This is a genomic window from Paraburkholderia sp. Tr-20389 (genome assembly GCF_017104565.1).
Taxonomy (GTDB): Bacteria; Pseudomonadota; Gammaproteobacteria; order Burkholderiales; family Burkholderiaceae; genus Paraburkholderia.
Genome location: NZ_JAAGPD010000084.1, coordinates 1 through 20516, shown reverse-complemented (window position 1 = coordinate 20516; position 20516 = coordinate 1). Strand labels below are relative to the sequence as shown.

The 20516-nt window shown below is 63.9% G+C and carries 22 protein-coding genes and 1 pseudogene; 5 read left to right on the top strand and 18 right to left on the bottom strand.

Translation table 11 applies throughout. The features are described 5' to 3' along the window. Positions 1-58 precede the first annotated feature (58 nt). The 5 genes from G3N95_RS39500 to G3N95_RS39480 form a co-directional block, all read right to left on the bottom strand. Complete coding sequence (locus G3N95_RS39500; RefSeq protein WP_241019198.1) at positions 59-1135, bottom strand: porin; 1077 nt, start codon at positions 1133-1135, stop codon at positions 59-61. A 137-nt stretch (positions 1136-1272) separates the two neighbouring features. Next, on the bottom strand, positions 1273-1590 hold the full coding sequence (locus G3N95_RS39495) for a high-potential iron-sulfur protein (RefSeq protein WP_205975492.1): 318 nt from the start codon (positions 1588-1590) through the stop codon (positions 1273-1275). Beyond that, on the bottom strand, positions 1571-2347 hold the full coding sequence (locus G3N95_RS39490) for a Pr6Pr family membrane protein (RefSeq protein ID WP_205975491.1): 777 nt from the start codon (positions 2345-2347) through the stop codon (positions 1571-1573). The genes G3N95_RS39495 and G3N95_RS39490 overlap by 20 nt, the downstream gene beginning before the upstream one ends. Before the next feature lie 146 nt (positions 2348-2493). Next, the gene (locus G3N95_RS39485) at positions 2494-4002 is read right to left on the bottom strand and encodes an esterase-like activity of phytase family protein (protein WP_205975490.1); all 1509 of its coding nucleotides are present in this window, start codon (positions 4000-4002) and stop codon (positions 2494-2496) included. Positions 4003-4294: 292 nt separating this feature from the next. Then, positions 4295-5203, bottom strand: coding sequence for a formate/nitrite transporter family protein (locus G3N95_RS39480; RefSeq protein ID WP_205975489.1), 909 nt, complete (start codon positions 5201-5203; stop codon positions 4295-4297). Positions 5204-5388: 185 nt separating this feature from the next. On the opposite strand from G3N95_RS39480, the gene G3N95_RS39475 reads away from it, so the two are divergent. Continuing rightward, the gene (locus G3N95_RS39475) at positions 5389-6030 is read left to right on the top strand and encodes a J domain-containing protein (RefSeq protein ID WP_205975488.1); all 642 of its coding nucleotides are present in this window, start codon (positions 5389-5391) and stop codon (positions 6028-6030) included. A 101-nt stretch (positions 6031-6131) separates the two neighbouring features. Further along, complete coding sequence (locus tag G3N95_RS39470; RefSeq protein WP_205975487.1) at positions 6132-6677, top strand: hypothetical protein; 546 nt, start codon at positions 6132-6134, stop codon at positions 6675-6677. A 145-nt stretch (positions 6678-6822) separates the two neighbouring features. Here the strand turns inward: G3N95_RS39470 and G3N95_RS39465 are convergent, their stop codons facing one another. Both G3N95_RS39465 and hpaC read right to left on the bottom strand, forming a co-directional pair. Further along, positions 6823-7116 (bottom strand): hypothetical protein, encoded by a 294-nt coding sequence (locus tag G3N95_RS39465; protein WP_205975486.1) that lies wholly within the window; start codon positions 7114-7116, stop codon positions 6823-6825. A gap of 167 nt (positions 7117-7283) precedes the next feature. Continuing rightward, positions 7284-7835 (bottom strand): 4-hydroxyphenylacetate 3-monooxygenase, reductase component, encoded by a 552-nt coding sequence (hpaC, locus tag G3N95_RS39460; RefSeq protein WP_205975485.1) that lies wholly within the window; start codon positions 7833-7835, stop codon positions 7284-7286. Positions 7836-8219: 384 nt separating this feature from the next. Between hpaC and G3N95_RS39455 the strand changes: the two genes are divergently transcribed. Beyond that, positions 8220-8852: a response regulator gene (locus G3N95_RS39455; RefSeq protein WP_205975503.1), complete on the top strand. Its 633-nt coding sequence runs from the start codon at positions 8220-8222 to the stop codon at positions 8850-8852. Positions 8853-8899: 47 nt separating this feature from the next. Here G3N95_RS39455 and G3N95_RS39450 read toward each other — a convergent pair whose 3' ends face one another. Genes G3N95_RS39450 through G3N95_RS39430 form a run of 5 tightly spaced genes read right to left on the bottom strand, consistent with a single transcriptional unit; the run spans position 8900 to position 12999 of the window. Continuing rightward, the gene (locus G3N95_RS39450) at positions 8900-9643 is read right to left on the bottom strand and encodes an SDR family oxidoreductase (RefSeq protein WP_205975484.1); all 744 of its coding nucleotides are present in this window, start codon (positions 9641-9643) and stop codon (positions 8900-8902) included. 57 nt (positions 9644-9700) lie between these two features. After that, positions 9701-10840, bottom strand: coding sequence for an amidase (locus G3N95_RS39445; protein ID WP_205975483.1), 1140 nt, complete (start codon positions 10838-10840; stop codon positions 9701-9703). Beyond that, entirely contained in the window at positions 10837-11364 is a 528-nt protein-coding gene (locus tag G3N95_RS39440; protein WP_205975482.1) for a nuclear transport factor 2 family protein, read from the bottom strand. The genes G3N95_RS39445 and G3N95_RS39440 overlap by 4 nt, the downstream gene beginning before the upstream one ends. 3 nt (positions 11365-11367) lie before the next feature. Continuing rightward, positions 11368-11760 carry a hypothetical protein gene (locus tag G3N95_RS39435; RefSeq protein WP_201656411.1) on the bottom strand — a complete coding sequence of 131 codons (393 nt, stop codon included), beginning with the start codon at positions 11758-11760 and terminating at the stop codon, positions 11368-11370. A 48-nt stretch (positions 11761-11808) separates the two neighbouring features. Further along, a complete protein-coding gene (locus G3N95_RS39430; protein WP_205975481.1) occupies positions 11809-12999 on the bottom strand; it encodes an acyl-CoA dehydrogenase family protein in 1191 nt (396 codons plus the stop codon). 157 nt (positions 13000-13156) lie between these two features. Between G3N95_RS39430 and G3N95_RS39425 the strand changes: the two genes are divergently transcribed. Continuing rightward, positions 13157-14680, top strand: coding sequence for an ATP-binding protein (locus tag G3N95_RS39425; protein ID WP_241019196.1), 1524 nt, complete (start codon positions 13157-13159; stop codon positions 14678-14680). 7 nt (positions 14681-14687) lie between these two features. Here G3N95_RS39425 and G3N95_RS39420 read toward each other — a convergent pair whose 3' ends face one another. Genes G3N95_RS39420 through G3N95_RS39410 form a run of 3 tightly spaced genes read right to left on the bottom strand, consistent with a single transcriptional unit; the run spans position 14688 to position 16913 of the window. Beyond that, positions 14688-15074, bottom strand: coding sequence for a tautomerase family protein (locus G3N95_RS39420; protein WP_205975480.1), 387 nt, complete (start codon positions 15072-15074; stop codon positions 14688-14690). 58 nt (positions 15075-15132) lie between these two features. Next, the gene (locus tag G3N95_RS39415) at positions 15133-15633 is read right to left on the bottom strand and encodes an aromatic-ring-hydroxylating dioxygenase subunit beta (RefSeq protein ID WP_205975479.1); all 501 of its coding nucleotides are present in this window, start codon (positions 15631-15633) and stop codon (positions 15133-15135) included. Next, the gene (locus G3N95_RS39410) at positions 15630-16913 is read right to left on the bottom strand and encodes an aromatic ring-hydroxylating dioxygenase subunit alpha (protein ID WP_205975478.1); all 1284 of its coding nucleotides are present in this window, start codon (positions 16911-16913) and stop codon (positions 15630-15632) included. Before G3N95_RS39410 ends, G3N95_RS39415 begins: the two co-directional genes overlap by 4 nt. 166 nt (positions 16914-17079) lie before the next feature. Between G3N95_RS39410 and G3N95_RS39405 the strand changes: the two genes are divergently transcribed. Next, positions 17080-18000, top strand: a complete 921-nt coding sequence (locus G3N95_RS39405) for a LysR family transcriptional regulator (protein WP_205975477.1) — start codon at positions 17080-17082, stop codon at positions 17998-18000. Positions 18001-18002: 2 nt separating this feature from the next. Here the strand turns inward: G3N95_RS39405 and G3N95_RS39400 are convergent, their stop codons facing one another. The 3 genes and pseudogenes from G3N95_RS39400 to G3N95_RS39390 form a co-directional block, all read right to left on the bottom strand. Continuing rightward, positions 18003-18971: a PDR/VanB family oxidoreductase gene (locus G3N95_RS39400; protein ID WP_205975476.1), complete on the bottom strand. Its 969-nt coding sequence runs from the start codon at positions 18969-18971 to the stop codon at positions 18003-18005. A 134-nt stretch (positions 18972-19105) separates the two neighbouring features. Next, complete coding sequence (locus G3N95_RS39395) at positions 19106-20086, bottom strand: MDR family oxidoreductase (protein ID WP_205975475.1); 981 nt, start codon at positions 20084-20086, stop codon at positions 19106-19108. 200 nt (positions 20087-20286) lie between these two features. Then, positions 20287-20516 (bottom strand): annotated as a pseudogene (locus G3N95_RS39390) (hypothetical protein); the annotation flags it as partial.

Here is a 20516-nt window from a genome sequence, read left to right as displayed (position 1 = left end):
CGGTGCCGTGCGATGCACGATGGTTCAGCGCGCAAGATAGTGCATCGATGGCATCGACCTAGAACCGTTCGATCATCCCGACCTGCACGCCGCGCACAGGTGCGCCCGGATAGGCAACAGGAAGTCCCGTCACGTTGACGCCGCGCAGCGTGAACGTCGCCTGCCCGTGGTTCTCCAGGTCGGCGGCGCTCAGGTAGAGCAGCAGCGCTTTCGATAGTTGATAGTCGAACGCGACGCTGAACTGGTCCGCGTTGTTGTCGCCGCCGCTGCGGTCGCGCGCATGCGCGTAGCCGACGGACGCGCTCGCTTGCGGCGTGATCTGCCACTGCGCGGACACGGAGAGGCCGTCGTCGTGATAACGCGGCGTCCCGCCGTCGCCATTGAAGTACGCGACAAAACCCGTCAACGCGCCCCATTGATACGACGCTCCCGCGAAGTTCGCGCGCAACGCGCCGTCCCCATGCGTCTGCTGATGCGCGTACAGCAGTTTCATGCCGCCTAGCGCCCATACGGCCGTCACGTAGTAGCCGCCGATGCCGTTGCCGTCGCCGGGATCGCGCGGCGCGTACATGCCTGTGACGGACAGGCCGGCGATCGTCGGCGACAGATACGCAAACGCGTTGTCGGTATAGGGTGTGATCTTCGACAGGTTGTTCAGGCCGGACGCGATCGTGCCGGCGCCGAATGCGTCGAGTTGTCCCTTGAACGGAATGTAGAGGGGCGAGTACTGCCGGCCCATGCGCAGTTCGCCCCATGCGCCGTGTGCGCCGATCCACGCCTGCCGGTTGAAGATGCTGCCCGGCACCGAGAGCACGCCGCTCGACGAATCGAAGCCGTTTTCGAGTGTGAAGACGAGGCTGTTGCCGTCGCCGAGCGGCTCGCTGCCATGCAGACCAAAGCGCGTGCCTCGATACGCGCCCGAGTCCATGCGCGCGACATAGCCGCTGCCGGGATTCGTGACTTCGATGCTGGTATCGATCAGCCCGTAAAGCGTGACAGCGCCTTGCGCGAATGCCTGCGTTGCAGCGCCGAGCGCGCAGGCCAGCGCGAGCAGGCGGCATAGGGCAGCGCGTCGCCGCGAAACGCGGCAGGACAACAGGAAGCACAGCCGGCAAAACGCATTGGACGCCGGCATCGGACAGGCAAGCATAATGGCGTCACGAGGGCGCAAGGGCGCCACGCCATTCGCGACAATGTGGAATAGAGGTAAGAGCGAATACTAACCGAACATCGTCGCGCGCCAACGCGCGACCCGATTCAAACGCGGACGCGCTACATGTTCGTGTAAGAACTGCACCATCCGCCGCCTGCTACCTGTTTCGTGCCGAACAGCGTGCAGCCGCCCCATGCGTCCGTCGGGTTGCCCTGAAAGAGCGAGCAGTTGCTGCAGGTTTGTCCTGCCGTATAGGCTGGAAAGCGCGCCTTGTCGACTTTCGCGGCCGCGCTCACATAGCCGACCGCCTGCGCGGCGGGATCGCTTTCGCTGAGCTTGTCATCGGCACGCGCGTCGCGGCTTGCGCCGAGCACTGCGCACAGACCGACCGCGGAGCCGAGCCCCGCTACGATGAACTCACGCCGGGTCGTTGTCATGATCGGTCTCTTGTGGGCGAGAAGAAGCAGAAGCGATGGACGGCATCGGCCGTCGGTGATTGATTGCGGCGAACACGGCCATCAGCAGCAGAAACGCCAGTACGAGCAGGCTCGCGTTGATCAGCACGCGTTCGTAGCCGAGTTCGCCGACGTCGATGAAGGGATAAGGATAGAAGTCCGACGCCGCGCCGCGCGCCATCGTCAGCGCGAGGTAGCCGAGCGGATAGACGAGCCACCACAGCAGATGGCGCAGCGTCAGATGAAAGCGCGGCACGAACCACAGCCAGTAGAGCGCGGCGAGCAGCGGGACGAGCGTATGCAGGCTTTCGTTGAGCACCATGCGCCAGCCCGACGGCGTCCACAGATGCCGCAGCAGCAGGTTGTACGCGAAGCCGACGAACACGATGTAGCAGGTGACGGCCGTCACCACGGTGGGTTGCCGGAAGAAGCGCACGATGGGCGTGCCGCCACGCGCGAAGAAACCCACACACGTGAAGCACAGCGCGCACGTGAAGATGGTCAGATTGGTCAGGTAACTCGTCAGCCGTTCGATGCCGTCGAGCACGCCGTAGCCGCGCGACAGCATGCGATGCACGGTGATGTCCGTCTGCGCGGCGAAGCCGAGCCACGCAACGAGCGCGATCGCCATGGCAAGCGAAACGGATGCGATGCCTGGTGCACGCAGCGGCAATCCGGCGCCGATGGCCGCGAGCGGCGACGTGTCTGACGCGACGGGAAGAGACGCGGGCTTCTTCATGCGTCGATTCTATACGCGTGAAGCAGGCCGTGCAGATGCTGCACCGCTACGGGTGCCGCAACCGCGAGAAAAAAGAGCCGGCCCGCAGAGTGCCGGGCCGGCCTGCTACAACGTCCGTCAGGGACGCAGGAACTCAGTGTGCGCGATCAGTGGCCGTGACCGTCGTGATCGTGGTCATGATCGTCGTCATCGTCGCGGCCGCAGACGCTGTCGTGATCGTGATCGCGGTCGTTCTTCGACACGCCCGGCAGGCGCTGCGCGACGTAATCGGGCAGATCGGAGGCGTCGATCGCGAACACGAAGAACTGGTTCGGATTCGCGATGCCCGACGGATGGTTCGTGTCGGTGACGGTGCCGATGAAGTCGTTGTCGTTCGCGACATAGAGCGTGTGCTTTTTCACGCCGTGCACGGTCACATCCGGACCGAACGCGATGCCCTCGATCTTCGCGGGAATGTCGTTCGCGTTGTAGCCGTTCGCCGTCAGCGCCGCCACGATATCGAGGAACAGCGTCTTCTTCACCGCAAACGGCGCGAGTCCGCTTTCGCCGCTTGCCTGGCCGACGTCCTGTGCGCCCGTCAGGTCGATGCGGTTGAGCTGCTTGAACACCGCCGTCGAATTGTCGCCGAGCCCCTTGCCGTCGCGCTCGTCGACGAGCAGTTCATGATCGTTGATCGCGAGCACGTCGCTGATGGTCGGATACTTCGGCTTCGTTGCCGAGCCGATGTTCGTCAGCGGATACGCGTATTGCGTCGTGCGCCCCGTACGAATGTCGATCTTCACGATGCGCGTGTATCGCGCATTCGTGCCGCCGTCCTGAATCAGCGGACTCTGCATCGCGCCGAACAGCGTCGTGCCGTCGGGCGAGATCGCAAGGCCTTCCATGCCCTTGTTCGCGACGCGGCCCGAGGTGTTGACGCTGATCTCGGTGTCGCCGACGGGCGAGAGCGTCGCTACAGCGAACGTGTCGGGCAGCTTGTAAGTCGCGATGCGACGGCCGCTCTTGCGGTCGAAGCGATAGACGTACGGGCCGTATTCGTCGGAGATGAACACGCTGTCGCCGTCGTTCGCGACGCGGATGCTTTCGGGATCGAAGCGGGCGTCGAGGGTATACGTCGACAGATGCGTCGGATCGAAATTGTCCGAGCGGCCCGTGAAGTAATTCGTGTGGTTGTCGCGGTTGAGTTTCGGCGCGCCGTTCGGCACGTTGTACGCCGAGCCCGAGCCGTATACGAGGCGGTCCGACGTATGCAGCAGCGTCGTGTCGATCAGCTTCGGCGTCAGCGTGAACGGCAGCGCCGAACCCTTCGGCGCGTCCTTCAGATGCAGGCGCAGCGTGTGGAAGCGGTTGATGTACGAAGCGGTGTCGTCGATCGCCTTGTTGTACGAGACCGCATTCGGGCCGCGATCCGGCACGGCGACGAACGTATGGCAGCCCGCATAGCCGATGCCCGAGCCGAGGCCGCCGAGCAGATTGCCGGGCACACCGTTTTCGAGCGTGGCTGCCGTCTCTTTCGACTTGTCGAGCAGATTGCCGTCGAGCTTGCCGATCGCGATCAGTTCGACGGTTGCGTGAGCGGCGGGAGCCGCGGCGAGCGCCGCAAGCGAGGCGACGGCACCGATCATGGTGCGGGAGAAAAGCGATGAGCGCAGCACGGAAGGGATCCTTGAAAGGAACGATGCGATGAGGGCGGCGCCGGGCGCGCACGGCAGAAGCGGGAAAGCGGCAAGCGACCGGACGCGAGGTTTCTTACGGGGTTTCTTACTTTTTATTGCCGGGGACCGATGTTGCGTGAGGTATATGTCGGAAGTGTGACGAGGCACTTGCGGGCGCCGCGCTATGTGCGCGAGCGCACATTTGCATGAGCGGGCGTCATCGATGTGCGTACACGCATATCGACGCCGCATGAAGAACGGCATCGCATGCCGAAGAGCAAAACCGTATGGCTTAGTGCCGCTCCCCGATTTCAGGCGCAATGGCGGCATGATTCAGCAGCGCGACGAGCGACATGCCGCCCACCACATTGCCCGCGAGCGTCGGCAGCAGGAAGCGGTTGAAGTAGTCGGGCAGCGACGCGTCGCCTGCCAGCACCGCATATGCGACTTCCGTCGACCCGGCGATGATGTGCGACAGCTTCGCGACGGCCACCACCCATGTGATCAGCACGACGGTCAGAAGCCGCGCGGAGCGTGCGCTCGGCAGCAGCCACACCATCAGCGCGATCAGCCATCCGCCGAACACCGCGCGCATGAAGGTGGGAAATGTATCGACGGGACCGATGGCCGAGCGCGCGGTTTCGTCGAGCGCGCCGACGACCTCCGCTTCGAATACACCGGGCAGACGCAGCATGGCCGCGAAGAGCCACGAGCCGATCACGTTGCAGACGAGCACGACGATCCATAGCCGCAGTGCCTTGAGCAGGCAATCCAGCTCGCGCCGCGTGAGCACGGGAAGAATCACCGTCAACGTGCTCTCGCTGAAAAGCTGCTGCCGTCCCATGATGACGATCACGAAGCCCGTCGTGTAGCCGAAGCTCGCGACGAGATGCTGCCATGACGTATCGGGGAGGCCGGCTTGCAAAACTGCCGTCGTGAGAAAGGAAAATCCCATCGACAGTCCCGCCGCGAGCGACGACCACACGAGCGCGATCACGCTGCGCGCGAGCGCGGCTTCGCCTTCTTCCCGCACGATCTCGTGCAGCATCAGCGCGTGCGGCGCCGTGTGCTGCGCGGCCTGATCTTTTTCGTCTTCGTCGAGGTGGGGCGATTCCGCGCCCGCTTTTTCCGGACGATCGTCTGAAGCTGCACGACCGGCCGGATCGCGATGGTGTACGCGAGGGGAGATCTCTTTCGTCATGACGGCGCTCGCTCATGCGCGGCTCACAGGCGCATCGCACAGCGTTTTGCAAAAATGGTGCCCGACATCGCGGACGGGTCGTCGCTTTTCTTGTCGCTTTTCGTCGGACCAGGCTGTTTCGATGAACACGGAACGCCGTGCTACGATGAATGCGACCGTTACCGCAAACCGAAACCCAACGCGACATGGCAACCCTTTACGCGAAGCTTGGCGTGTCTCAAGACGCCACCTGGGAAGAGATCAAACGGGCGTACCGGAAGGCCGCGATGAAGTGGCACCCGGACCGCAACGTCGGACAGGAAGAGGCTGCCCGCGCGGCATTCCAGGAGATCAGGGACGCGTACGCGATTCTCTCCGACGAAGGGCAGCGCAAGGTCTACGACGCCGTCTACGCGCAGGAAATGCGCCGCTGGGATGCGCTTCAGAAGCGCCAGCAGGAAGTGGAGGCGGCGCGGGCCCGCAAGGCCAAGGCCGAAGCGGAAGCGAAGTACTCGCAGATGGTCGGCGTGGCGATGCGCTACGCAGACGAAGGGCACAACCGCGACGTGCTGTTCGGTGTGTTGCTCGGACGCGAATGCGACGCCGACATGGCGCAACGCATTGCCGATAGCGTGTGGGCCTTGCAGCAGGCACGGCAAGCGGCGCACACGGGCGAATCCGCCGATCACGCGGATGCCGACGTCGCCTCATCGTCCGAAGCCAGCGATCACGAGACGCCTTCTCCAACCCAGCCCTCAACTGCAAAACAGGACAAGCCTGTACACGATGCGCGTGCCGCGGGTCTGTTCGATTCGCTGTGGCAGGGCTTTTTCGGCGTTCGCTCATAGCGCGGCGGTTGCATCGGCCGACGATAACCGACCCTACCTTCTCGCTCTACGTCGCGCGCGATCTGCATGCGCACGAAAGACTTACGCATGGACATGCTTCGATGAAAGACGCTTTCGAACGACGCGCGCTGCTGCTGCATCTCGGCGACGCGCTGCAAGCCATCACGGCGGCGCTTGCCGCAGACACGGCAAATCACACCTTGCAGGACCTGTTGAACGCGCATGCGAACCTTGCCGCGCACGCGTGGCTCGCGGCCGTATCGCCCGATATGAAGGCTGCGGACTTTGCGAAGCGCACGAGTGCAGCGTTTGCCGCATGGCCTGCGTTGCTGCTCGAAGAGAAGGTGGATTACGACAGTCTCGCGCTCGCGGTGCGCAGCCACCTGTTTGCGGACGAGCCTGCGGGCTGGCGCAGCTATGTCGAGGCGATCAGGCACGAAGTCGAGTGGTTCGGCGATGCGCTGCCTTCCATCGATGAGCCCACACAGACCGCCGACAGGACCGCATACGCACAGGCATCGGATGAACCGCCCGCGAACGATACCGCCGATGTCGAGCGTGCCGAAGAGCCCGGCGATCTGCAACGCGAAAGTGTCGAGAGCAATGATCGCCTGTATCCTTCATGGCCCTGGAAGTCCGGCATGTGACGCACGCTTTCCTGCGCGTCATAAGCGGAATCAAGCGGGATCAGGCGGAATCAAGCAGGAACAAACGGAATCGCCTCGCGACTGCCGGTCATCTATCGGCTGCCGTGAGGCGATCAGGGTCATGCGTCAGGCAACGACCAGGCGATCAGTAGCCCCAGCGTTCGCGTTGACGTTCGCGCCATTCGTGCTCGCGCCACGCCTGATGGCGGCGCCATTCGTGTTCGCGCCACTCATGCTCGCGCCAATCGCGGCGCGCACGCCAGCCATCGTCATAGCCGTAGCCGACCGCGACGGGGGCGGGCGCAGCGTACACCGGCTGGGCAGGCACGACCACGCCCGGGACACCCAGACCCACGGCCACATCGACGTGCGCGGAAGCCGCCGCCGAAGCTGCCAGCATTGCGACACCGATCGCTGCACCAAGCATCATCTTCTTCATTTTTTGCTCCCTGCGCATGGATGCGCGTCACTGAATACGGCTTCAGTCTAGGGGCGCACAAGCGACACAGGTGCTACAGCGTTGCGAGAAAAGTAACGCCGGGTTACAGCACGATTTCAGCGATCGACGCATGCAGCCGCATGCGCTGACGGCGAGCGAAGCAGCGCTCATGCAGCACAAAGCCTCGGCACGCGATGGAACTGGCGGTCGAAGTAAATGAGGCTGTCGCCATCGTCGCGCACGCGAATCTGTGTAGCTTCGACGAACATCACGGAGTGCGAGCCCACGTCCTTCAGTTCGACGATGGTTCCCTGCAGGCTCGCGAGCGCGTCGCGCAACACGGGCACGCCGTGCAGACCTTCGTCCCAGATCGGCAAACCGAAGCGCGCGTCCATCGGCAGTTGCGTGAGTCCGGCGAAGTGCCGCGCGAGCAGTTCGTGATTGCCAGGCAATACGTTGATGCAGACGTTGCGGTTGCGTTCGAACACGGCGTGCATCGCGCTCGATCGGTTCATGCAGACGAGCAGCGTAGGTGGTGCATCCGTGACGGAACAGACGGCGCTTGCGGTGATGCCGCAGCGCCCGGAAGGACCGGATGTCGTGATGACGTTGACGGCTGCGCCCAGGTGCGCCATTGCCTGGCGGAACTGTTTGCGTGCGTCGTCGGGAGCGAGCGTGGTCGCGCGTTGAATATCGGACGGTCGGGATGGTTGGGACATAGGAGTGCCTTCCTGCTCGTTGGTTCGCTGCCAGTCGATCTCGCGTGCGGCGGTTGCGCGCGCGACGATCCCATGAACTCAAGCGTACGGCACGCGTTGCGCAAATAAAATCCGCGCGAGCGGCACACGTGTTGGCGCGCTTCCCGAGACGTCTAAAGGTTTTACCAGGTTGCATTCGGCACGCAACTGCGCATCGCGTACGAGTACGGTGCTGAACGGAAAAAAGCCTGCGCTGAAGGCTTTTCACGCGAATTCCGGCTGGTTATGATGGGTCTTCACAAAAATTGACGGACGACGCGTGGAGACAGCCGGACTTCAACGGCGCGCATTGTCGACGGGTTCTGGAAGGTTCAAGACATGAGTTCAGCGAGCAAGGCGCCATCCATCGGTTCGCCCGCACCCGTCGTGTACATCGTCGACGACGACAACGGCATGCGCACATCATTGGCGTGGCTGCTGGAATCGGTTGGCGTGAAGTCGGAAGGATTCGCGAACGCCGCCAACTTCCTGCAGGCGTTCGACGCGAACGTGCCCGCATGTCTCGTGCTCGATGTGCGCATGCCCGAGACGAGCGGCTTCGACGTGCAGGCGGAACTCAATGCACGCGGCGCGACCTTGCCGATCATCTTCGTGAGCGGACACGGCGACATTCCGATGTCCGTGCGCGCACTGCAGAACGGCGCGATCGATTTCGTCGAGAAACCATACAACTCGCAGCAGATGCTCGAACGCATCCAGCGCGCGATGAAGCTCGCGACGCAACGACATGCAGCGGATCAGAAGCATCGTGAGCTGCGTCAGCGAATCGAGTCGCTGACGGCGCGCGAAAAGGAAGTGCTGCGCGGCGTGCTCGACGGCAAGGGCAGCAAGCGCATCGCGTCCGATCTGTCGATCAGCGTGAAGACGGTCGACGTGCATCGCGCGAGCATCAAGGACAAGCTCGGCGCGTCGTCGATTGCGACGCTGGTGCGCGATGTGATGGCCGTGTGGAGTCCGGGCGAGAGCGGACGCGAATAGCGTCGGACGGCACGGCCTGTGTGCAACGCCGTGCCGCTCGCCGTGCGCTATCGCATGTAAAGGCCGCCGTTCACATCCCAGCACGCGCCATTGGCGAAGTAAGCATCGCCCGATGCGAGCAGCACCGCAACCTGGGCCACGTAATCCGCCGAACCGAGACGACCTACGGGTATGCTCGAAACAACCTTGTCGAGCTTGTCGGCGGGCACGCTTTCATGAACGATGGGCAAATCGAGCGGCCCCGGCGAAATCGCATTGACGGTCACGCCTTGCGCGGCGAGATCGCGTGCGAACACCTTGGTCAAGGTAATCGCGCCGCCTTTCGCGGCGGCATAGTGCGCGCCCGTCGCCGAGCCGCCGTTTTGTCCCGCGAGCGAAGCGATGTTGACGATGCGCCCCACGCCACGCGAGGCGAAATACTGGCCGAATACCTGGCAGCCGAACAACACGCTGCGCAGATTGATATCGATGACCTGATCGAACTGCTCGGCGGTGATCTCCATCACGGGCACGACCTTCGATGCGCCCGCGTTGTTCACCAGCACGTCGACGTGTCCCCAGCGGGAGATCAATGCATCGCGCGCTTCGACGAAGTCTTCCTTGCGCGTGACGTCGAGGCGAATAGCGCACGCGGTCGACTGATCCGCGCTCAATTCAACGGCCAGTGCCTGGGCGGCATCGAACGCGATATCCGCGAGCGCAACCTTGTAGCCCGCGCGATGAAACTGCTGCGCGACGACGGCGCCCAGACCTCGGGCCGCGCCCGTGACGATGACGACTCTGTTCGACATGGATAGTAGTTCCTTCATTGCGTGCGTTCACATGCAGGTGAACGCGCGCCGTTCAATTCACGATGCGGCGAGTGCCGCTTCAAAGCGGGCGGCGAGGGCGCACACCTGTTCGTCCGCACCTTTGCGCCCGATGATCTGCAGACCGGCCTTCAACGCCGAACCTTCGATCGGCAACGGCAGGCTCAACGCTGGATGTCCGCTTAGATTGAACGGGCGGATCAGCGAGGACATCGCGATGACGGACGTGCCATTGCGTGCCGCCTCGATCGTGATCGGCAGCGCGGGCAAGGTCGGCATCACGAGGACGTCGGCGCTTTCCAGTGCGCGATCGACGGCAGCCGTGAACGCGCGTCGCACACGCTCCGCGGCGTCGACTTGCACCTGAGTGGTTTGTGCCGCTGCGCGCAGGCGCGCGTCGAGATCCGCGCCGAGCTTGCCCGTGCCGACGAGATGACCGAATGCGCGCGATGTTTCGACGTTGATCACGGCGAGGCCCGCTTCGAAGGCATCTTTCATCTGGTCAAGCTCGATGACGCGTGATGCAAGCTCTGCGCCGTGCACTGCGCGCTCCACGCCTTGCCGGATCGCAGCGTCGGCGTCGACGGCGACGATCGCGACGTGTGCGGCCGCGTGTGCGCGTTTCGCGGCGGCCAGATCGAATGCAGGGGTGATCGCTGCCATCGCGTCGACGAGCGTCGCGATGTCGCGCGCGAACGGACCGACGCAATCGAGCGTGGATTCATGCGGCGCGACGCCGTGCCGCGACACGCGCCCGAAGGTCGGCTTGAGTCCGCTTACGCCGCAACACGCTGCCGGTCCTCGAATCGAGCCGCCCGTGTCGGTACCGAGCGCCGCATCGACGAGCTTCAGTCCGACAGCCGATGCCGAACCGCTCGACGAGCCGCCCGGAATGCGCGCGGCGTCCTGCGGGTTGACGGGCGTACCCGTGTAGTCGTTGATGCCCGTCATGCCGAACGCGAGTTCATGCATGTTCGCCTTCCCCGTGATGCGCCAGCCTGCATCGAGCAGACGCTGCACGACTTCGGCATGTGCTGTGGCGGGCGGCGCGCCGGCGAGCGCACGGCTCGCGCCCGTGGTCGGATGGCCGGCGACGTCGATCGAATCCTTGATCGCGATGGTCGGCCCTTGCGCGGCCGGGTCCGCGCTCAACATGAATTCGCTGATGAATGCAGTCATGATGTCGTGTCCTTGCGAGCGTTGACTTGCCAGGGGGCATCGAACAGACGCTCGGTGCGAAAGTGCTCGATCAACCAGGCGCTGCCGTCAGCGGCGGGCACGAAATCGATCTCGAGCCGCGCGGCGATCAGTTCCGCACGCGCATCGACATAACCCGACGCCTGCAGCATGATCCAGCGGCCTTTCGCGCGTTCGCCATGCACGTCGATCGTCTCGGAAGTCAGGAAGTGCACATTGGTCGCGAAGTGCGGGACGGGCGGCAGATAACGCTGCAGCATCGCGAGTATCGCTTCGTGCCCTTGCAGACGGCCGAATTTCTGCGTGTATTGCTGGCCGATGCCTTCCCAGATCGCGTCTTCGGTGAAGAGCGCCGCGAGCGATTCGCCGTCGAGCGCGCCCGAGGGCACATCGCACAAGGCCATATAGCGCGCGATCGTTTTACGCACCGCATTTTCAGCTTCGAGCGCGACGATGCGGGCTTGCAAGGCCTCGAACGCGGCGGCGGGCAATGTGATATCGCCCATGGGTCAGGACGCGTTCTGCGCGGCTGCGTTGGCCGCAGCGGGCGGCACCGTCAATGCACGGCCGACGCGTGCCTCGATCTTGCCGTAGCGCCACAGGTTGTATTCACCGACGGGTGTCGTGCGATACAGATTGCACACGGCGACGGCGGTGTCGAAATCGGCGACGTCGGCCATGATGTAGAAGGTCCACGGCGCGCCATCCGACTGTCCGACGACGAGGCGGTCGTCGTCCATTACACCGAGCACGCGCACATTCTCCATCGCTTCGACGGCGGCGAGCATCTTGCCGTACGCCTGCCACACCTCGCCGATCTGCTCGCGCGGCAAGTCGAAGAAATTCTGCGTGACGCCGCAGCAGAACAGCACGCGCAACGGCAGCGAACGATTGTCAGTCATGAAGCGAAACTCCCTTGAAAATAGCGGTAAAAAAGGTGCCTTTAACGGTTACAGATAGCCGGGAATCGGCGGCACGCCGACGAAGACGGCACCTGCGCCGTCGTAATTGCCTTCGCCGAGAAACGCGTGCTGTGTGACGACCATCGCGTCGCGCATCAGGCGCTGCAGCGGATGCGAGCGATAGATCGCCATCGTGCCCCCCAGCCGGTACGCACGGCCCACGACATCGGCGCCTTCGCGTGCGATCTGCGTCGCGGCCAGACGCAGCAGGCTCACCTGGTCCGGCGTCACGTCGTTGCCGGCGAGAATCGATTGCCACACGCTGTCCGTCGATTCATAGAAGAACGCCCGCGCCGAGCGCAACTGCGCTTCCGCTTTCGCGAGTTCGATCCGGTAATACGCGCGATCCGCGAGTTGCGGCGCGCCCGTCGTCGTCTTGCGGCCGCCTGCCATCTGGTTCGCGACATCGAGCGCGGCGCGCGCCAGTCCGAGGTTCACGACGGCGAGCACCTGTGCCGCATACGCGATGGTCGGATAGCGATACAGCGGTTCATCGACGGTCGGCGTGCCGCCGCGCACGAAGGTCCAGTCGTCGGCGACGAACTGATCGGTGACGCGAAGATCGTGACTGCCCGTGCCCTGCATGCCGACCACGTCCCAGTTCTCGACGATGTCGACCTGCTCCGGGCGAAACACCGCCGTGCGCGGCTTGCCGGGGGACGCGCCGTCGTTGCTGCCCGTACCGATTCCGACACCGAGCCAGTCCGCGCCTTTGCAGCCGCTCGCGAACTTCCACGTGCCGTTCACGCGCCAGCCGCCGGGCGCGGGCTGCGCCGGCTGCACGGGAAAGAGGCCGCCCGCGAAGACCTGATCAGGACCGGATGCATAGATCGCTGCCTGCGTCGCGAGCGGCAGCGCCGCGAGATACACGTTCGCCGATCCGAAGCTCGCAACCCATGCCGCCGAACCGTCGGCGACGGCGATGCGTTCGATCATCGCGAGGAATTCGCCCGGTGCGCGGGCATCGCCGCCGAAACGCCGCGGCGTGCCGGCGCGATAGATGCCGGCGTGCTTCAGCTTCGCGATCACGTCGCGCGGGACGTGCGACATGCGGTCGAATTCGTCGCGACGTGCGGCGATTTCGGCGATCACGTCGTCGAGCGACAGGGCGTGGTCTGCTTCGTGTTGCGACGGCTCGATGCTGCGTTCGTGACACGAGGCGAGGGCGGTGGCTGACATGTCGGAGTCTCCTGAATGCGTTTGACGTTGTTGACGTTCAGATCAGTCTAGGAACGCAAAAAGGCGGCATCAATTGGGGCGGCGGTCTGCGTTTCCTGGTATCGACGCCCGCATGTCTAAAGAAATCTTTAGCCCCGTGAGCAGTGAGGCGGATGTTATGGTTATGTCTGCACTCGAGGCCCGCCGCACGCGCATCATGAACTTTCCCGCCGAAGAAGATTTTCACCGTCTGCTCGATGCGTTGACGCTGTGCGTGCTGCTGCACGATGCGCAGACGAAGGCGATCCTGTGGGCCAATCAGGCTGCGTGCGTTGCGTTGGGTTTTTCTCTCGAAGAACTGCTGCCGCTCAAGGCACCCGACATGACGCGTCCCGAACCCAGGTACCGGCGCGAGATCGGCGTGGCCGCGATGGACCGCGCGATCACGCAAGGGCCTCAGGTGTACGAGTGGTGCTACCGGTCGCGCTCGGGCATCGACATGCTGTCGGAGGCGATTGCCACGTATGTGCCGTTGCGCGAACGTGCTGTCGTCATGGTGCAGTTTCGCGACATCAGCGCGGAAGAAGCGATGCGCCAGAAACTGCGCCGCTACGAAACGCGTCTGCGCGAATTCATGCAGGATCTCGGCGAGGGCGTAGCCGTGCTGACGCCGCGCGGCAAGCTCGAATTCATCAGCGAGTCGGGACGCCGCCTGCTGGGCGTGTTGCCCGGCGAGCCGCTCGGTGGCGTGCTCGATTACTGCACGCTCGCGGATCGCAACCGGCTCGTCACGCAGTTGCGTCATGCGACGGGTGAACAGCGCACGCATGCGCAGCGTTACCGTATCAGGCGGCGCGACGGCGCGATATGCTGGTTGCGCATCACATGCCGGAGGGTGTCGATTGAAAACGATCTGAACGGCCTGCTGATCCACTTTCGCGACATCAGCGATGAAGTCGCGACCGAGGAAGCGCGCCGTACGGAAGCGCGCATGCTCGAATATGCGGGTCGTTACAACGCAATGGGCGAAATGGCGACGGCGATTGCCCATGAGCTGAGTCAGCCGCTTGCCGCTGTGCGTAATTTCATCGAAGGCGCGATTCAACGGCTGGGCCAGGGCAGCATCGATTCCGCAATCTGGGGCCTGCGCAGCGCGGACCGTCAGGCGGAACATGCCGCCCTCATCATCAAGAGCGTGCGCGAATACGTCGTGAAGCGCGAGCCGACGGAAACGCATGCAGACCTGCGCGACATCCTGAACGACGTCGCGTACTTCATCGAATTGCGCGCAAAAGAAGAGGGCGTGCGCGTGCGGATCGAACAGGCGGACGAAGCCTTGCCCGTGTTTTGCGAGCGCGTGCTGATCGGCCAGGTGATCCTGAATCTTGCATTCAACGCGGTGGAGGCGTTGACGGAGATGAAGGCGGCGACGCGCATCATGACGCTCGCCACTGCGTCGGCCGACGGCCGCGCTGAATTGCGCGTGATCGACAATGGCCCCGGCGTGCCGGCCGGATCGCACGAGCGGCTGTTCGACGGCTTTTCGTCGTCGAAGGCGGGCGGCAACGGCATCGGGCTGTCTTTGTGCAAGAACATCGTCGCACGCCACGGCGGGCGCATCTGGGCACAACCCGCGCACGCAGGCGGCCTCGAATGCCGCGTTGCGTTGCCGCTCGCGCCCGCTGTCGAGGCGGGGCTCTAGGTTCGCGTCAGCGTCCAAGCGCGCGGGCCGTCTGACCGCCAATACCGAAGTCGGTATTGGGGATGTCCTTGATCATCACGCGCGTCGCCTGAAGCGGCGCATCGAGCACGGCCGCGGCCGTTTCGGACAGCGCCGCGATCAGCGACTGCTTTTGCGCATCGGTGCGGCCGGCAATCAGGATCGCGACGATCACGGGCAGCGAAGGTGCGGCGCCGTTGGCGGCCGTCTTGCCGCCGATGCCGATGTGCGTGCCGGGCAGTTCGCTGAGCAGGATGCGCACGGATTCGGCGGGCGCGTCGATGGCGGCGACCGTCGCGTGTGTCAGGCCCTGGATCAGCGACGCTTTGCGCGCATCGTCGTGCCCATGCGGCAGATAGACTTCGAGTGTAGGCATAGGGAGTCCGCTTTCTCGCGCGCAGCGGGGTTGCAAGGCTGCTGCGCGCATCAAAGGCTCACAGCAGGAAGCCGATCGCACTGAGTGTTTCCGTCGAGTCGATCAGGCGAATCACCTTCTCGACGAGACGCGGTTCACCCGTTGCGAAGCTGATCTTGTGCGTGAGATCGGCGGCGAAGATCGTCGACACGCTGCGCTTGTACGCAACGATCACCTGTGCCGATTTCACTTCGACCACATCGGCGGCATCGCTCGTCAACGTGAAGCGCGAGACCGTGCGCACGGTGCGCGCGGCATCTGAGGCGGATGCCGAATAGCCGGACACCATGCGTTGCACGCGCTTTTCGCGCATGTCCTGATCGTCGTAGGCGTAGTTGAGCGTTGCAGCGTAGTCGGTCGTTTGCGGATCGATCGGGACCACATAGAAGCCCGACGGCTCCCACAGTTCGAGCCATGCGCGATAGTCGCGGCGATCCAGCAATTCGGCTTCGCGCCAGATGAACTCGATCGCGCGCGCGAAGGTCTGTTGCGAGAAGAGTGCGTTACGGTCGTCCATCATGCCTGCTCCATCATTGCGCGCCATTGGCGATACGCTTCGCGCATGCCCGTTTCATCCGTTGCGTGTGCCGTCTTTTCGCCATTCGCGGCCGTCGTCTCGCGGTTCAAGCCGCGGTTGACGAGAATGGGGAGATCGGGGCCCGCATACGAGCCGCGCTGCACGCGTTCCCATGCTTCCGCATCGTCGGGACTGCCGAAGCCGAACGGGCCCTGGAAATGTTCGTGAATGCGCAGGCGCACGCGGTTCGCTTCGTCAGGGCCGCCGTCCATTGCGAGCGCAACGTGGCGGATCTCGGTCTCCTCCGCGGAAATGGGCCGCAGCACACGGAAAAAGGCCATCGACAGCGCGAGGTTCGGAAACAGGTTCAGGTTGAAACCGACCCCCATCAGCGAGCGTACGATGCGGCGCACTTCTTCCGGCGAGTGACGCTCGGCGAGTGTCGCGGCGAGTTCGTTGAAGCGCTCGGGCAGCGGTGCGCCGTCGTCCTTGTCGAGATCGACCAGTTCGGGCACCAGCACGGCGAGGCTATGACCGTTGCCGAGCGAGCGGCAGAACGCGTCTTCGCTCGTCATGAAGCTGGTGATCGCGGCGGCTGTTTCGTCGTCGATCGATTTCATCCACGACTTGTGCACGACCGGGAAGTGATACAGGTCAGTCGTGTTTTCCAGCTGGATCTTCCAGTTGCCTTTGAACTTGAACTTGTGCTCGCCGTTCGCCTTCACGGGGTAGCCCGCGCCCTGCTTCATGAACAGGTCGATCCATGGCTTGGCGCCGCCGAGAAAGTCTTCGAGCGGTTCGATCTCTTCGTTGAAGCTCGCGAAGATCAGCCCTTGATAAATGCCCACGCGCAGCTTCGCGAGCGGCAGGTCGCCTTTCTCGCACACACCTTCGTAGCCGTCGCCGTAGGGCAGCGCGCGCAGCGTGCCGTCGAGCGCATACGACCAGCTGTGATACGGACACGTGAAGCCTTTCGCGTTGCCCTTGTGCTCTTCGCATACGGTCGCGCCGCGATGACGGCAGCGGTTTTGCAGCACGTTTACCGTGCCAGTCTTGTCGCGCACGACGATGACGGGTTGCCGCCCGATGGTGGTCGTGCGGAAGTCGCCCGGCTTCGGCAACTCGCTTTCGTGTGCGACCCATACCCACGTCTTGTAGAAAATCCGCTCGAGTTCGGCTTCGAACAGGTTCGGGTCGTAGTACAGCGAGGGCGCGATGCGATCGGCTTCGGCGCGGCTGCTCAGCGCACGCGTGTCGATGGTCTGCCAGGTGATGTCGCTCATCGGTGTGATAGCTCGGGACGTGATTGCGGGGAATGGAAATCGAGCGAAAGTGCGTACATGTCGTGCTTGTTTCGCGTTGACACCAGTCTCGCTTTGCACCGATCATGCGTCAAATCGATTAAAAATCAGCCGGTCAATAAGTCCGGCAAATAGTCGGAAGTTCATCATGACCTCACTCGATCACGTCGACCTCAACCTGTTGCGTGTGTTTCAGGCCATCGTCGAAGAGCGCAGCCTCACGAAAGCGGGGGAACGTCTCGCGCTTTCGCAGCCTGCAATCAGCTATTCGCTGGCACGGCTGCGCACGCTGTTCGACGATCCGTTGTTCATTCGCACGCGCTCGGGCATGCAGCCCACGCCGATTGCGCTGGAACTCGCGGGCATCGTGGGACGCGCGCTCGACACAGTGCGCGAGGCGCTGCGCTATGCGGAGAGCTTCGATCCGGAAACGAGCACGCGCACGTTCCGGCTGTCGCTGTCGGATGCGGGAGAAATGGCGTATCTGCCGGCCATCTGCGAGGCTTTGCACGAGCGCGCGCCGCGCGTGAAGCTCTCAGTCGAGCCGTTGCCCGTGGAAGACATGGAGGACGCGCTGCGTTCGAGCAAGCTCGATTTCGCGATCGGCAATCTGCCGTTGCTGATGGCGCGCACGCGCCATCAGTTGCTATTCGAAGAGACGTACGTGTGCATGACACGCAAGCGTCGCGGACTGCCCACGGGTGCCGCGTTGAGCCTCGAGCATTTCCTCGCGGCGTCGCACGTGCAGGTGCGCTCCGTCGAGCACAGCCATCATGCACTCGACGATGCGTTGCGTGCGCAAGGCGTCGGCCGCAACATCGTGCTGCAATTGCCGCACTTCGTTGCGTTGCCGGGCGTGCTGGCCGTCACCGATCTGTTCGCCACGCTGCCGCAACGGCTCGCTGGCATTCTCAATCGCAATGACGCGTTTCGCATCTACACGCTGCCCGTGCCGATTCCACAGGCCACCGTGACGATGCACTGGCACGAGCACTTCCACGAAGACGAAGGCATCGCGTGGATGCGCGACCTGATGGCCGAGATGGTGAAGCGCTTCGACCGGAAATAAGGTCAGAGATCGAGCACGAGCACGGGTGAGCGGGAACGCGACACGCAACAGCAGATCACATTGTTGCTCGCGCGTTCTGCCTTGCTCAGGCAATGGTCGCGATGTTCGGGTTCGCCGCTTACCACGTCGACCATGCAGGTACCGCATACGCCTTCGCCGCACGATGTGTCCACTTCGATGCCGATCGCCGCAAGAGCTTCGACGATCGAGGTCTTGCTATCGACGCGCACCGTTTGGCCCGTGCTCGCAAGTTGCACGTCGAAGCTGTCGAGCACGGCTTCGCCGGGCGGTTGTGGGTCGGCCGTAAAGCGTTCGAGATGAATCGAATCGGCGGGCAGGCGCGCTTCGCCCGCGGCGACGACGCGATCCATGAATGGTACCGGGCCGCATGTGTAGACATGCGCGCCTTGCGGCACGCCGGCGAGACACGCAGCGAGTTCGGCATCGAGCGCGTCGGTCTCGACGCCGAAGTGCAGTTTGACGTGGCCATCGAACGGCGCACGCGAGAGCAATGGAACAAACGCCGCATGTTCGGCGCCGCGCGCGAAATAGTGCAGTTCGAATGGCGCCTTCATCTTGATGAGGCGATACGCCATCGAAAGCAGAGGCGTGATGCCGATGCCCGCGCCGATCAACACATGCGTGCTGGCGTCCCCGACGAGGCGAAACAGATTGCGCGGCGCACCGACCGACAGTTCGGTGCCGATCTGCACATCGTCGTGGAGAGAGCGCGAGCCGCCGCGCGATTGCGCTTCTCTCTTGACCGCGAACAGATGCGAGTCGCGGTGGTCCGGATCGCCGCACAACGAATATTGGCGTGTCACGCCGCACGGACTCGTGACGTCGATGTGCGCGCCGGGCTCGTACCTGTCGAAGGGCTGGCCGTCGAGGCGTGAAATGACGAATGAGCGGACGCCGTGTGCTTCGTCGCGCACGGCGTCGACGCGAACCTTGAACGAATGAGCTTGCATGATGCGATCCAGTCTGTTGCCGATGGGCGTGTTGGGCGAAATCGCATTCAGCTTAAGGTTCGCGTGTGGATCAGGCAAATCGATTAAAAATGACTCCCCGCATAAGGCGCTTCGATGATGGGTGCGCGCGTGCGTTATCGATTGACGTCGACCACGAGACGTCCGCGCACTTTGCCGTCGAGCACGTCGGGTGCCGCCGCGAGCGCTTCGCCGAGGCTGATTTGCGTGACCATCGATGCAAGCCGTTCGGTGCTGAGGTCTTCGGCGATACGCTGCCATGCCTCGACGCGGCGCGCGTGCGGCGCCATTACGCTGTCGATGCCTGCAAGCGTCACGCCGCGCAGGATGAAGGGCGCGACGGTAGCGGGCAAGTCCATTCCTTGCGCGAGTCCGCAGGCCGCGACGATACCGCCATACGCGGTGCCGGCGCACGCGTTCGCGAGCGTGTGGCTACCGACGGCATCGACGGCGGCGACCCAGCGCTCCTTCGCGAGCGGCTTGCCCGGACCGGACAGCTCCGCGCGATCGATGATCTCCTGCGCGCCGAGTTCGTGCAGATAGCCCGATTCGCCGGGACGGCCGGTCGATGCGATCACCTGATAGCCGCGCCGGGCGAGCAGCATGATCGCGACACTGCCGACGCCGCCTGCCGCGCCCGTCACGAGCACTTTGCCTTGCGCGGGCGTGACGCCATGTCGCTCGAGTGCGAGTACGCATAGCATCGCCGTATAGCCTGCCGTGCCGACGGCCATCGCGTCGCGCGAGGCGAGCGGCGAGGGCAGGCGCACGAGCCAGTCTCCGCTCACGCGTGCGCGTTGCGCGAGTCCGCCCCAATGCTTTTCGCCGACACCATAGCCGTTCAGGATCACCGCGTCGCCTGCTTTCCATTGCGGATGTTCGCTTGACTCCACGACGCCTGAGAAATCGATGCCGGGCACCAGCGGAAAGCTGCGCACGACGGGTGAGCGGCCCGTGATCGCGAGTGCGTCTTTATAGTTGAGCGTCGACCATTCGATACGCACCGTCACGTCGCCTGCGGGCAGAAGTGCTTCGTCGATATCGGCGATGGAGGCGCGGCTGCCGTTGTCCTGCTTCTCGATCAAGATCCCTTTCATGGTCCCGTCCGTTGAGTTCGCCCGTTAGCGGGTGCGTATCAGTCTAGGCGAATGCGGACTGTGTGGCGCGTCTTGCGACATTCAACAATACGTTGGGTCGTTGCTGTTGGCGAGCGAGTGAAGCGTCATCAAGCGGCGCATACGCAAACGGCACGCGCGTGCGTGCCGTTGTCATTTGTCGAATGAATGCAGTGTGCGTGTCAGCGTGTGTAGTAACCGCGCTGCTGCATGCATTTCGCGTAGGCGGCCCAGTAGCGGACCATCGGCGGTTCGGGCGGAGGCGGTGGCGGCATGGCCGCCAGCGACGCGGATCCTTCCATCGGCATGCTGGCGCCCGACGCCGCGAGTGCCCCCGAGGCCGGGGCCGCTCCCGAGGCCGCCAGCGTAGCCGACGCACCCGATGCCGTCGCGGGCATCGCCGGGGCCGCCG